The 12,562-nt window shown below is 70.5% G+C and carries 12 protein-coding genes and 1 pseudogene; 3 read left to right on the forward strand and 10 right to left on the reverse strand.

Annotated elements, in window-relative coordinates:
- Nucleotides 1–38: 38 nt before the first annotated feature.
- The 5 genes from BMW99_RS22090 to BMW99_RS22110 form a co-directional block, all read right to left on the reverse strand.
- Nucleotides 39–905: a universal stress protein gene (locus BMW99_RS22090; RefSeq protein WP_069466400.1), complete on the reverse strand. Its 867-nt coding sequence runs from the start codon at nucleotides 903–905 to the stop codon at nucleotides 39–41.
- A gap of 154 nt (nucleotides 906–1,059) precedes the next feature.
- The gene (locus BMW99_RS22095) at nucleotides 1,060–3,723 is read right to left on the reverse strand and encodes a cation-translocating P-type ATPase (RefSeq protein WP_069466394.1); all 2,664 of its coding nucleotides are present in this window, start codon (nucleotides 3,721–3,723) and stop codon (nucleotides 1,060–1,062) included.
- A 309-nt stretch (nucleotides 3,724–4,032) separates the two neighbouring features.
- On the reverse strand, nucleotides 4,033–4,890 hold the full coding sequence (locus BMW99_RS22100; RefSeq protein ID WP_069466395.1) for a DMT family transporter: 858 nt from the start codon (nucleotides 4,888–4,890) through the stop codon (nucleotides 4,033–4,035).
- Between the two features lie 238 nt (nucleotides 4,891–5,128).
- Nucleotides 5,129–5,419 (reverse strand): hypothetical protein, encoded by a 291-nt coding sequence (locus tag BMW99_RS22105; RefSeq protein WP_069466396.1) that lies wholly within the window; start codon nucleotides 5,417–5,419, stop codon nucleotides 5,129–5,131.
- 300 nt (nucleotides 5,420–5,719) lie between these two features.
- Nucleotides 5,720–6,217, reverse strand: coding sequence for a DUF2231 domain-containing protein (locus BMW99_RS22110; RefSeq protein ID WP_069466397.1), 498 nt, complete (start codon nucleotides 6,215–6,217; stop codon nucleotides 5,720–5,722).
- Nucleotides 6,218–6,265: 48 nt separating this feature from the next.
- Here BMW99_RS22110 and BMW99_RS43105 point away from each other — a divergent pair, with 48 nt between their 5' ends.
- Nucleotides 6,266–6,916 carry a PIG-L deacetylase family protein gene (locus tag BMW99_RS43105; protein WP_075017404.1) on the forward strand — a complete coding sequence of 217 codons (651 nt, stop codon included), beginning with the start codon at nucleotides 6,266–6,268 and terminating at the stop codon, nucleotides 6,914–6,916.
- Here the strand turns inward: BMW99_RS43105 and BMW99_RS42200 are convergent.
- The gene (locus BMW99_RS42200; protein ID WP_245791579.1) at nucleotides 6,907–7,056 is read right to left on the reverse strand and encodes a hypothetical protein; all 150 of its coding nucleotides are present in this window, start codon (nucleotides 7,054–7,056) and stop codon (nucleotides 6,907–6,909) included. The two genes, BMW99_RS43105 and BMW99_RS42200, sit on opposite strands and share 10 nt — an antisense overlap.
- On the opposite strand from BMW99_RS42200, the gene BMW99_RS43110 reads away from it, so the two are divergent.
- Nucleotides 6,989–7,396, forward strand: a complete 408-nt coding sequence (locus BMW99_RS43110; protein WP_407640311.1) for a hypothetical protein — start codon at nucleotides 6,989–6,991, stop codon at nucleotides 7,394–7,396. The two genes, BMW99_RS42200 and BMW99_RS43110, sit on opposite strands and share 68 nt — an antisense overlap.
- Nucleotides 7,397–7,485: 89 nt before the next feature.
- Here the strand turns inward: BMW99_RS43110 and BMW99_RS40170 are convergent.
- Nucleotides 7,486–7,629: pseudogene (locus BMW99_RS40170) on the reverse strand (flavin reductase family protein); the annotation flags it as partial.
- 774 nt (nucleotides 7,630–8,403) lie between these two features.
- Here BMW99_RS40170 and BMW99_RS22125 point away from each other — a divergent pair.
- Nucleotides 8,404–10,656, forward strand: coding sequence for an ATP-binding protein (locus BMW99_RS22125; protein WP_075017406.1), 2,253 nt, complete (start codon nucleotides 8,404–8,406; stop codon nucleotides 10,654–10,656).
- Between the two features lie 60 nt (nucleotides 10,657–10,716).
- Here the strand turns inward: BMW99_RS22125 and BMW99_RS22130 are convergent, their stop codons facing one another.
- The 3 genes from BMW99_RS22130 to BMW99_RS22140 form a co-directional block, all read right to left on the reverse strand.
- The gene (locus BMW99_RS22130) at nucleotides 10,717–11,064 is read right to left on the reverse strand and encodes an EthD family reductase (protein WP_069461839.1); all 348 of its coding nucleotides are present in this window, start codon (nucleotides 11,062–11,064) and stop codon (nucleotides 10,717–10,719) included.
- Complete coding sequence (locus tag BMW99_RS22135) at nucleotides 11,061–11,627, reverse strand: dihydrofolate reductase family protein (protein ID WP_069461838.1); 567 nt, start codon at nucleotides 11,625–11,627, stop codon at nucleotides 11,061–11,063. The genes BMW99_RS22130 and BMW99_RS22135 overlap by 4 nt, the downstream gene beginning before the upstream one ends.
- A 91-nt stretch (nucleotides 11,628–11,718) precedes the next feature.
- Nucleotides 11,719–12,438 (reverse strand): transposase family protein, encoded by a 720-nt coding sequence (locus BMW99_RS22140; RefSeq protein ID WP_218108372.1) that lies wholly within the window; start codon nucleotides 12,436–12,438, stop codon nucleotides 11,719–11,721.
- Nucleotides 12,439–12,562: the final 124 nt, after the last annotated feature.

The raw sequence follows: 12,562 nt of genomic DNA on the forward strand, positions 1-12,562 counted from the left end.
CCTGTACCCGGGCGCATGTGGTGCGTCGCGTGACCGTGTCAGTCGTGAGGAACCACGACGACGGGGGCCGTGACGTGGTGAAGTACGTCGTGGGTCACGGGGCCGATGCGCATCCCGAGGACGGGACGGTGCACTTTGCGGCCGACGACGACCATGGCGGCACCCGCCGCTGCTGCTGCCAGCTTCCCGCCCGCGGCGCCCCGGGCGGTCTCCTGAAGAACGCGAAGGTGCGGAAACCTTTGCTCCCAAGGGCGGACAGCGTCGGCCAATGCCTTCTCCTCCCGAGCCGCGATCGTGCCGTCAGCGTCCACGAGACGAACGGTTTGAGGGTCGTACCGGACATCAGACCTCAGATTCCACGTGTGCACGGCGCGCACCGCGGCCTTCCTCCGGTCCGCAGGGGTGAAGGCGAATCGGAGCAGAGGCTGGGACGGATGATCCAGGTCCTGCAGTCCGACAATCACGTCGCCTTCTGCTTGTCCGTTCTCACTGCGTGCGTCAGCCCGCACCATCACCACAGGGCATCCGGCCCGTGCCAGGATCTGCAGTCCGATGGAGCCGAGCAGGAAACCTGCGATGGCACTGTGCCCACAAGATCCGAGGACCAGCATCTCGGCCTTCTCGCTGCCTGCCAGCAGCACCGCGTCCGCGGGCGCCATGGGCATTTCCGAGGCGACCATCACCTCCGGGTAGCCGGATTGCAGAGCGGCTCGGGCGTCGCGAACTGTGCGTTCCGCCCGGCTCCTCGCCCCTATGTCGAGCGGTGCGGGAAGCTGGGGGTGCCATCCCCAGGCGTGGACCAGATGAACCGGAAACCCGCCGCGCAGCGCCTCCTCGGCGGCCCAGCGGGCGGCGGCCCTACACTCCGCGGAGCCATCCACACCGACGACGATGGGACGAGCCATGGGCCCCTCCGGCATGAGTCCGAACCTCTTCCGATCGATATCAGCCTGACCCCGCTGCGTCCGGCGCGCCAGCGTTGAGCGTCTTCAGGCACCTCCTGTGGCCAGGATGCCGACGGACGGAATGCCGAGGCGGCACGCCCGCCACTTTGTGCGCTCAACCCCCTGTGCCCTGGCTGCCCCGCAGACTCCGGTGCCCTGCTGCCAGTCCCACCGCGAAGGCGACTGCTGCCGGCAGCAGTTCGTAGCCGTTGAGAGGCTCGGTCTCGAGAAGTGTGCGGAGCGCCGGCACGTAGAGTGCGGCGACCCCCAGGGCGGCCGAGACGGCCACAGCGACGGGAAGGAAGGGATTCTCCCTGGTGCGCCACTGTTCGCGGAGGCCGAAGCACAGCCCGAGCTGCGCGGTCAACAAGGTCAGGAACAGCATGCTCTGCCAGGGAAGGCCGCCTTGTCGCTCGGCCCAGACCCCCGCTGCCAGACTCATCGCGGTGATCAGAGCGCCGAAGGCCAGGACCCGGTTCCACAGACCGCCACCGAGTACGTGCTGCTGCGGAGGGCGCGGCGGGCGTTCCATGGCGCCGAGCGAAGCCGGCTCCGCACCCATCGCGACACCCGTCAGTCCGTGGGTCAGAAGGTTGATCCACAGGATCTGTCCGGCGCGCAGTGGCAGGGCCAGGCCCATCAGCGGCCCCAGCAGCATGACGGCGATCTCCGCCGCGCCTCCTGACAGTCCGTAGAGGAGGAAGCGGCGGATGTTGTCGTAGATGCGCCGTCCCTCCTTCACGGCAGTCATCACCGTTGCCACGTCGTCATCGGCCAGGACCAGGTCGGCAGCCTGCCGCGCGACCTCCGTGCCCCGGTGCCCCATGGCCACCCCGATGTCGGCCTGACGCAAGGCGGGACCGTCGTTGACCCCGTCGCCCGTCATGGCCGTGACGCCGCCCTCGGCCCGCCATGCCTGGACGATTTCCAACTTCTGCGCCGGGCTGGTGCGGGCGAAGACCCGCACTCGGGTCAGGTCCGCGATCTCGCCGGCCTCGAGTTGTCCGCCCGTGACGACGTTCCCGTCGGTGAGGTCCTCCACGTCGCCGGAGCCGGCCGTGCGCAGGCGGGGGGCGCCCTGCTCCAGTTCGGGGAGCAGGCCGAGGCGACGCGCGATCGCGGCGGCGGTCGCGGGATGGTCACCGGTGATCAGGACGGTCGTGATGCCGGCCCTGCGGCAGGCCGCCAAGGTGACGGCAGCGGATGATTTGGGCGGATCGCTCATGGCCACCAGACCCAGCAGGGCCAGTCCCGCCTCGGCGGCCGGCGGATCGGCGGGCGGCTGCGCTCGTGTCGCCGCGGCAACCGCCAGCACTCGGTAGCCGCCCTCCGCGAGGCGCGCGGCTTCATCGCGGGCCACGGCCAGCGACTGCGGCGTCGCCGCCACGACACCGGGGCGCAGCACGGCCTCGGGCGCCCCCTTGAGGGCGATCTGAACGTCCCCCGCAGGTGTGCGGTGGAACGTACTCATCCTGCGACGCGCGCTGTCGAACGGCATCTCGCCGATCCGGGGGAACTCGTGAACGAGTCGCCCGAGGTCGATCCCCGCTTTGCCGGCGGCCGTCAGAAGGGCTGCCTCGGTCGGGTCCCCGAGCGCCGCCCAGGCACCACCCGGTTCGGTCGGCGCCTCAAGTGTGGCGTCATTGCACAGGGCCGCGGCCACCAGGACGGCTCGCACCGCCTCTCCGGCTTGGGCCTCGTGAACTCCCTGGTGCAGGCGCACTTCTCCTTCGGGGCCGTAACCCGTACCGGTGATCGCAGCCCGGCCGTAAGGGGTCCACACCTCCTCGACGACCATCACGCCTTCGGTCAGAGTGCCCGTCTTGTCGGTGGCCAGCATCGTCACCGAGCCGAGCGTCTCCACTGCCGACAACCGGCGCACGATGGCATGGCGCGCGGCCATGCGTCCCGCGCCCAGGGCCAGGCTGAGCGTCACGACGGCCGGCAGCGACTCAGGAACGGCTGCCACGGCAAGGCTGACCGCGGTCACCGCCATGACCTCCAGACTCTGGCCCCTGGCCAGGCCGAGAAGCAGGACCACCAGGCACAAGCCGATGGTGACCAGTGCCAGGACGCGGCCCAGCCCGGCCAGGTGGCGTTGCAGCGGGGTGGGCTCGACCTTCGATTCGAGCAGGGCGGCGATCTGTCCCAGGGTGCTCGACGCGCCGGTCGCCGTGACCTCGGCTACCGCGCGGCCGTGGACGGTGACCGTTCCGGCGCGCAATTGCCGGTCCTGGCCCCCTTCCCCCGCTCCCTTCGCCGACTTCTCCACGGGCACCGACTCTCCGGTCACGGCCGACTCGTCGACGAGCAAGGCAGAGGACTCCAGCAGTGTGGCGTCCGCGGGAACGATGTCCCCCTCTCCGAGGAGCACCACATCGCCGGGTACGACCGTCTTGGCCGGCACCTGCTGCTCGGCACCGTCCCGCCGGACGCGGGCGCCCGGAGCGGAGATGGCCGTCAGCGCCTCAACCGCCTGGTCCGCCCGCACTTCCTGCGTGACACCGACCGCCGTGTTGACCACCACGACGAAGCCGATCACGACCGCGTCCGGGTGGTCGCCGATGGCCACGGTGAGAACCAGTGCCGCGAGGAGGACGAGGATCAGTGGATCACGCAGCTGCGCCGCGGTGCGGGACCACACTGGGGTCCGTCGCACGCTGCCGACCTGGTTCGGCCCGTACTCGGACAGTCTCCTAGCGGCCTCTGAGCGCGTGAGCCCGGGCCCGGTCCGGCCGTCGGACGGCGAAGACGGCGAAGACGGCGACCTGTCAGTCACGACTCGCGATCCGCATCCGTCGTACCGGCCGTAGGCGATGCGAGGCTTCCCGCTTCGGCCGTGTCCCACGGGCTCCGTTCTGTCCGAGGCGGTGGCCTCTGCGTGCCCCGTCGCCAGTGGTCCAGAGCATTCCGGCCTCCCGTGCGTACCGGCCCGCCCCTGCGAAGCTACAGCAGCCCGGCTCCGGCAGCGTGGCGACCGCCGTACGCCGAACGCGTGATGCACCGCGGCCGCCAGGCGAAGGCCGTCGCTCTGCCCTTGCCCAGGGAGTGTGTCCAGGGGCGATGCCTGCCACTGCGTGACGCTGCCTCAGGGCGTCCGGGCCAGGGGCGACAGGGCCAGAACCACGATCCCCAGTACCGCGACGCCGGCCGCGACGGCTTGAGTGAGGACAGCCGGTGGCGAGGCGGCGAGGCGCTCGTCGAACACCGCGACGCCGATCAGCACGGCACCGATGGGCTCGACCGTGTCGATGATGGGGAGGCTGACCGCCAGGGATCCCGCCTGAAAGGAACTTTGCGAAAGCACCAGCGCCGCGATGCCGACCCCGACCATCGCGTACGGCTCCCAGTGCCCCAAGACGTTGACGCCGACCGCGCGGATCCTGCCGGTGGTGCTCTTGGTCAGGCTGTCCAGCAGGGAGAAGAGCGCGGCGGCGCTCATCGCGTACAGAGCACTCCGGACTTTGCCGCCCGTACGGAGGCCGACCGCCGCCAGCACGCCGACCAGCCCGCCGACGCACAGGAACGCCGGCAGCCAGGACTCCAGCGCGGGGACCGGTGTACCCGCGGACCCTGGTGGGAGCACGGCAAGGAACGCCGCTACCCCGCCCGCCGTGCAGACGATCCCGATCCACTCGGCGACGGTCAGGCGCTCCTGGCGTCGCCAGGCCAGGAGCGGCAGGGCGAAGACGAGATCGGTGGCGGCGACGGGTTGCACCAGCACCAGGGGGCCGAAAGCGAGAGCAGCACCCTGCATCACGAAGGAGAAGACCGTCAGACCCATCCCGGCCAGCCACAACGGCTGGCGAGCCAGATGGAGAATCAGGGCGGGCCGCAGAGACTCGCCAACGGGCGCCCTGCTGGCCGCGTACTGCTGAGCCACCGACGCAACGCCGAAGCACATCGCGGAGAGCAGCGCGGCCACGACGGCGATGGCAGTGCTCATCCGGCCAGCATCAGCCGACGGCCCATGAATGCCGGCCGCCGACACGCCAGCTCACCTGAACAGGGCAGCCGCGCCGCGCAGCGCCCACCGAACAGGGAGAATCCGGCCCTGGTCGCCCCTCCAAGGGCGCCGTCAACGGGACGGACTACGTGCCGACGGGGTTGGCCCTGCACCAGGACGAGGGCGCCGCGAACGTCGAAGTCTGTGTCGTCGGCGCTGTCGACCGGGCGGGGACGGATCAGGTTGTCTCCCCCATGTGGGGCGCGGTGGCGGAACCGCCGGACTGTGCGGCCTCCACCATGCGCTGGTGGATGTCGCGGGCCTGCCGCTCGGTCGCGGCGGAGACGGGGCTGCCCGTGACGGTGAACCAGTCGGTGGCACCTGTGTACTGCACGGAAAGTACCGCCTGGCCGTCGACCCAGGTCGTGTGGAGGGTGAGGTCGCCATGGACAGGGCCGATCTCCACGGTGTCGACCCCGCCGGTCCCGCTGAGGATGCCCTGAGTGGTCCAGGCCGTCCAATCACGCATCGGCCACCTCCGGGGAGCGGGTTCCCGCTGGTTGGAGCCGTCTTTACACTCTTAGGAAATGCCCTACATCCGGTATTTTATATCTGTTTGTCTCGAGCGGGTGCTGAGGCGGAGACAAGGTCGATTCCGGTGCTGCCGTGACGCCGCCCGCCGCGACCGGAGCAGGCGCAGTCATCGCGGCTTTGCGGCCGCACGGAGCCATTCGGCCAGCGCCCCGGCCCGCGCGGCAGGGCCGGTGGCCGTCATGGCCCCTCAGCGCTGTCCTGGTGGGTCCCAGCAGGGCCGGGGCAAACGCCCGGTTCACCGCCCTTGCCAGACCGCTTTGGCTCCGGAATCGCCGATCCGGTACACCTGCACCACTGCCCCCGCCCCCACCACCAGGGCCAGCACCACTGACACCGCACGCAATGCCGTCGCCTTCGAGGCGACGTGATCCATCCACGTGCCGGCCCGGTCGGCATGGTTCGGGACCAATCGGCGAAACAGCCCGCGGTGCGCCACCCACAGCACCATCGAGACGACGAAGATGCCGATGCTCCAGGGCAGCAGTCCGTCCCCCATCTCCGTATGACGCTCCACCGCCGCGGTCTCCGGCACCTGCTCCTGCAGCCACTCACCAGCCTGCGTCGCCAAGGGCACGGACACCAGCGCGGCCAGAGCCAGCAGCGGCAGCGCGACCCCGGCCCTGCGCATCACGGCGGGCCATGCCGCGCACAGCAGGAGCACCAGTGCCGACAGCGGGACCAGCACCACCACAGCGTGCACCCACAGCGGGTGCGCCGGGATTCCATTGATCATTGCCGACCCCGCTGCTGTTCCAGGTCTCACGCGCCTACCGTCAACGTAATGGGGACCGGCCCGAGCGAACCGCAGCACACGCCCGGCCTACCCGGATCCAGCAACCACCAGGCAAGCCAGACCGGTGGCACCCTCGCCCGATGTGCAGCCTCCGGGGCCCGTACCGTGGTCGTGGTCTGCACGGACGGCAGCCGGGGTCACGGCCCTGACGATGCTCCCGGCGTCCCCCGTGCTGATCGAGCCGCCCAGATTGCCGCCAGACGCTCCCGCGAACTCGGCCGAGCGAGGGCCGCCTTGGGCATCACCGATCGCGTCGAACTGGGTTACCCGGACTCCGGCACGTCCCCGTCCGCCGCCGATTCAGACGTGTTCAGCAGTCGCCCCGGCGAACCCGTCATCCGCCGACTCGAAGTACTCATGGGTCAGTACGAGCCCGATGTCGTCGTCACCTACCCCCCGAATGGCCTGACGTTTCATCCAGACCACACGAGAGTCAGGCAGATGCGAACGACCTGCTGCGAGTACTCAGGGTCCCGGGAGGCGATACGCCTGTCGAGGAATATATTCGAGTTGTCCCGCCCTGGCCAGGCGGCAGGCGTGAAGATGATCTTTTCGTCAGAAGGTTCAACTCTGATGAAAAAAAGCCCGCCTCGAGCTTACTCAGGGGGTTGCCAATCCATAAAGCGAGGTCAGTCGTGATGGAGAGCCCAGTTGTGCTCCGGCCAGGCCATCACCGTCGTCGGTGGCGCCAACTCCGCCGGGCAGGCGGCCTTGTTCCTGGCCTCATGTGGTTGCGACGTCACGTTGGCCGTCCGGGGCAGCGACGTCACGGCAGGCATGTCGTCCTATCTCATCGACCGACTTCGCGCTGATCCGCGCGTGACCGTCCGCCCTTCCACTGAGGTGACCGAACTGCACGGAGGCGAACGGCTCCAGCGAATCACGCAGAGTGGCCGCCGCTGTTGGAGAGGGAGCGAGCGCCGTCCACTCCGTACACGCTGCTATTGCGACGAACCTCTGATTGCCGCCGAAAGGGCAGCGAACGTGACTGACCAGGACGGTGAAGAATGCCCGGCTGCCGAGCAGACCGACGTTGGCTCATTGCTGAGGGCGTCGACGACGTCAGCGACTGCCGCGAGACACTCCGCCAAGCCCTCACCAACTGACAGATCCGCCTGATCACGCGTGGTCCGGCGAGGAACCGACGACGCTTTGGAACAAGGGCCGGGCCGGAGCTGCATTCGCGATCACCGGTACCGCTGTCCGCCGAACGTCGCTGGGGAGAGGTTGTCACAACAGTGGTCTCGGCTGGTCGTGGACACCCACGCGATCGGCCGGGGCACGACGACCGAGGTCAGCAGCTTGTAGAACGCGCGGCGATCCATCTGCTCAGGGTCGAAATCGATGCGCATAGGGCGCAGTATCCCCACCCGCGTCGCGGCCCCTGGCAAGGGATCCCGGTCTGGAGCCGGGCGTGGATAGCCAGCAGCAGGACGCGGAGGACACCCGCGCCCGCCTGGGCTGGGACCCCTTCACCAAGCTGTACCGCGAGAACGACACCTCGGCGTTCAAGGCTGTGGATCTCCAGCATCGCCCTGCTCCTTGGCCTGGAGTACAGCACGGAAGCCGAACGCACCCGGGCCCACGAGGGCGGCCAGCCCCTCGGCGCAGAGCCCTACGTCGGGCCGCGCGACGACCCCAACCCCTGGCTCGTCGGCCCGACCACGGCTACGGGGGCCTGGCCCCGAATGCGGCGCGTCCGCAGTGTACTGGCGCGGGTCATCAATGCCTCGCTTTCGAACAGAGAAGGTACGCCCCAATCGGAATTCCGGAAGTGGGCATATCCCAGCGCCTGCGCTACCAACTCCTGCAACTCAGCATCGGGCGCATCTCGCCACCGGGCGGCGAAGAGGCGGCCCGCTTGTCGCCGTCCACATCCAACGTCGGGCCCTCAAAGCCAGCTTGACGAAGGACATGGAGGAACCCTGCGATAGCAGGCGCTGCGCCACCGACGCTCTCGACCCCGCCGAGAAACGCCCTGATCAGCTTGTGAGACACAGTTGGAGCGCTTCACCTGCAGAATGCTACGTTCGAGGCGTTCATGCGTGACCCGTCCGTCTTGAGCAAGGACGCCGGGCCGGCACGCCGGACCGCGGCACCGATGCGGGAACGGGATGGGAGTGGGAGTGGAGCGCAGCACGCTCGGCCCGCTGCTGCGCGAGGCGCGGCAGCGTTCGCTGCTGACGCTGGAGGGCCTGGCCGAGGCGTCCGGGGTGAGCGTACGGGCGATCAGCGACATGGAGCGCGGCAAGCGGATGCCGCGCCAGTCGACGCTGAACGAGTTGCTGGACGCCCTGGAACTCGGCGAGGACGAGCGGCGGCGGGTGGTGCAGGCGTCCGCCCGGCGTACAGTGCGCGCCCCGCAGCAACTGCCGCCCGACCTGGCGGTCTTCCGCGGCCGCGAGCGGGCGCTGGCGTCCGCGCGGGCTTTCAGCTCACTGGTGGCCGGGCAGGTCGTGGTGTGCGTGATCGGGGGCATGGCGGGGGTCGGCAAGACCGCGCTGGCCGTGCACTGGGCGCACCAGGTGGCCGACCGCTTCCCTGACGGCCAGCTGTACGTCAACCTGCGCGGATTCGAGGACTCGGGCGAGCCGCTGGACCCGGGCGAGGCGCTCGGCGGTTTCCTGACGGCGCTGGGGGTGCCCAGCAGCGACATCCCCCGGCACACGGACCAGCGCGGCGCGCTGTTCCGGGAGCACACCGCCTTCCGCCGGCTGGTCGTGGTGCTGGACAACGCGCGCGACGCCGAGCAGGTCCGGCCGCTGCTGCCGGCGTCCGTCGGCTGCCTGACCCTCGTCACCTCCCGCAACCAGCTCTCCGGGCTGGCCGCCACCGAGGGCGCCTCACTGATCGGCCTGGACACCTGGACGCCGGCCGAGGCCCTGGCCGGCCTGGCGGCCCGAGTCGGCGAGCAGCGGTGCGCGGCGGAGCCCGAGGCGGCCGCCGAACTCGTCGAGCTGTGCGGCCACCTGCCGCTCGCGGTGGCCATCGTCGGCGCGCAGCTCACCACCACGCCGGGGATGCCGCTGCGGGTCGGCCTGCGCGAGCTGCGCGCGTCCCGACCGCGGCTGGACGCGCTGGCGGCCGGGGACCGGCGGGTCGACGTGCGTGCCGTCTTCTCCTGGTCGTACCGCGCGCTCACGCCGGAGACCCAGCGGTTCTTCCGGTATCTGAGCGCCCACCCCGGCCCCGCGCTGTCCGCCGAGGCCACCGCCTGCCTGGCGGACGTGGCGATGGCCACCGCGCGGCGCCACCTGCGCGAGCTGACCTCGACCAGCCTGCTGTCCCGCGACGCCGACGGCCGCTACGTGCTGCACGACCTCGTCCGCGCCTACGCCACCGAGCTCACGGAGCGGGAGGGCGACGACCGCGTGGGCGCCGAGATGCGGCTGCTGGACTACCTGCGGCACAACGCCCACGCCGGCAACCGCTTCGTGTGGGACTACCCGTCCGGGCTGCCGGACGTCCCCGTGCCGGGGGTGGTGTCCGTCGCGATCGACAACCGCGACGACGCCCTGGAGTGGTACCGCCAGGAGGAGGCGACAGCGGCCGCCGCGCTGCGTTCCCTGGAGGGCCCGCAGCTGCTGCGCCGCCGCGTCGACCTGGCCCTGGAGTGGACGCGGTACAACAGAATGGCGGGCCGCTGGGCGGAGGAGATCGCCGGGCAGCGCCTCGCACTCGACGCGGCACTCGCCCTGGACGACCCGGAATCCATCACCAGCGTCTGCTACGAGTTGGCACGAGCGTTGACGCTGGCCGGCGGACCGGGCCCCACGGATGAGGCTGACGAAGTGGTCGACCTGATGCTCGCTCACCTGCACCGGCTCCCTCCGGAACGGCAGGCCGGTATCGAGGAGAGCGCCTGCATCGTGCGTGACCGGCAAGGTCGCCCCGCGGAGGCCCTGCAGCACGCGCGGAACTCGCTCGCCATCGCCCGCGCGCTGGGACAGCCCGCCGAGGTCGCCCGCGGGCTCAGCGCCACCGCCTGGTTCCTGGCGCAGCTCGGCGAGCACGAGGAGGCCGTGGCGATGTGCGAGGAGGCCGTCCCGATCCTGCGGGACCTCGGGGACCGCGGCCCGGAGGCAGGGGCCTGGGACACCCTCGGGTACGCCCGGCAGCGCCTGGGCGACCTCGACACCGCGATCGCGAACTACCGCACGTCCCTGGAGATCTGCGAGGAGATCCAGCTCGACTTCAATCGCGGCGACGTGCTCGACCACCTTGCGTCCGCCCTGCTGGAACGCGGGGACGTCGAGCAGGCCCGCGCGACCTGGACCGAGGCCGCCGAGCTCTTCACCTCGCTCCGTGTGACGCGGGTCGCGGACATCCGGGCGAAAATCGACTCGCTGCAGTCGTCAGAGGTCCTCACAGCGGATTAGCAGCACGTGGAGGGCTCAGCCCAGCGAACGGGACTGTCCAGGACGTCTCCGACGCCGTGATCACACCAGCCACGACAGGATCGTCCCACCGTGGTTCCCCCCGAGTTCGCGACTCTCGGACCTCCTGCCCAACTCCCCGGTGCCCTGGGAGAACTCAGATGACAGCGGCCAGGTGGAATTCCCCACGTACGCGAACGCGGCGCGCAACTCGTCCATCGTGTCCCAGTCCAGCTCGGCGACCATGTAGTACGGGCAGTGGCCGCCAGCGGCGGCCAGGTCCCGGCCGACCGTATACCGGCGAAGCCCCGGCAGGCGTCGCGCGAGCGGGATGTGGACCTCGCGGTAGTGCTGCTCGAACCGTTCGGGGTTCGTGGGCGTCCCGTACAGAGCGACGAAGCGTACCGTCATCGGGCAGCCCTCCCGTACCGGGTGAGGACGACGGGACCGACGTGGGCGACATCCAGCAGTTCCAAGTCCGCCGGCCGGCCGTGGGCGGGGAACAGCCGGCGGCCGGTTCCCGGGACCGTGGGAAAGGTCAGCAGCCGATACTCGTCGACCAGGTCCGCGGTCCTCGGCCGGTCCGCGATCCGGAGGCTCCCGTGGACGAGCACGTCGCGCCGCTCGCGCCTGACAGCGTCGACCAGGTCGTCGTCCAGGACCTTCGAGTCGGCCCAGGCCGAGGCGTCGGCGTCGGTCAGTGTTCGGGAGGCGACCAGCTTCGCCGCGGCGCACATGCGCGCGGCGCGGGGATCCTGGCGGCCGGGCCCTATCCGCGCGAACAGCTGCCGGGTGACGCGCCCGAGCAGCAGCACGCCCTCGTCCAGCGCGGGGCCGAGGCGCAATCTGTCCTCCGTGCCGACCTCCTTCCGGCCGTACCGGAACCTCCAGCCGCCCAGCGGCGTGCCTTGCGACCCGTCCGGGTCGGACACGATCCCGTCCAGGGTGATCAATTCGACGACGTTGACGATCATGCGGGGGTTCCCTTCGGTTCGGTGCTCACCGATACGTACCGGTGGCACCGCCCCGATTCATCGCCCCGGGCGGAATTCGCACGGAGGAATCTCATCCACGAGCGGAAGACTGGCGGCGTCGCTGCTCGCGCCTGGCGTGGCGCTCGCCCGGCGGCCCGTCGTCCTTCGGCTTCTTCGCCGGGGCGCTGACCTGGCCGGGGAATTCGTCGGCCAGGCCCCGATAGCCCTCGTCGGCCTCGGCCTTGACCTCGGGGTGCTGGTGGAACTGCTCGGCGATGCCCTCGGTGCGCACGGCGCTCTGGTCGTGCATGCGGCCCGGCCGGACCACGCCGCTGAACAGGGCGCGACCCTGCGGGTCACTGAATGCGCTGGTCTTGATGGTGTTCTGCTTCTTCTTGCCGGAGACGAACGCCTTGCGGCCGGGGCGGTGGGCGCGGGGGCGGCGGACCTGCACTTCGGCGCCGTCGATGCGCAGATCGACGCCCTCCGCGTCGGCGTAGGCGAGCAGGTTCTCCATCGTCTGCAGCCGCACCCCCGGCCGGTCGGGGACGGCGAGACCGCGGGGCGCCGGCAGCGGCCGGACCTCGCGGATCGCTCCGGAGACGGTGGAGCGGTCCACCCCGCACAGCTCGGCCGGCGCGGCGTGCGCGATCCCAAGCCGCAGGTGGACCAGCGTGACCAGGAGCCGGTCGACGAAGACCAGGCGCTGCCTGGGCCCGGCGCCGGCCGCCCGCCTCCGGTCTCCGCCACGCCGCTCGTGTAACGCCGACTCCCGCGCGGCCTGCCACCGGGGCGCGAGTTCTTCGAGCAACTCGCCGCAGTGTGCGCGCGAGATGTCGGACAGGGCAGGATGGGAACAGGCCGCACGGGCCCAGGTGAGCCTCACAACTCACCCGACCCATACAGCCGTTCTCATGTCACGGGCCAGTGGCACA

Origin of the sequence: Actinacidiphila rubida, from assembly GCF_900110255.1 — a bacterium.
Classification (GTDB): domain Bacteria; phylum Actinomycetota; class Actinomycetes; order Streptomycetales; family Streptomycetaceae; genus Actinacidiphila; species Actinacidiphila rubida.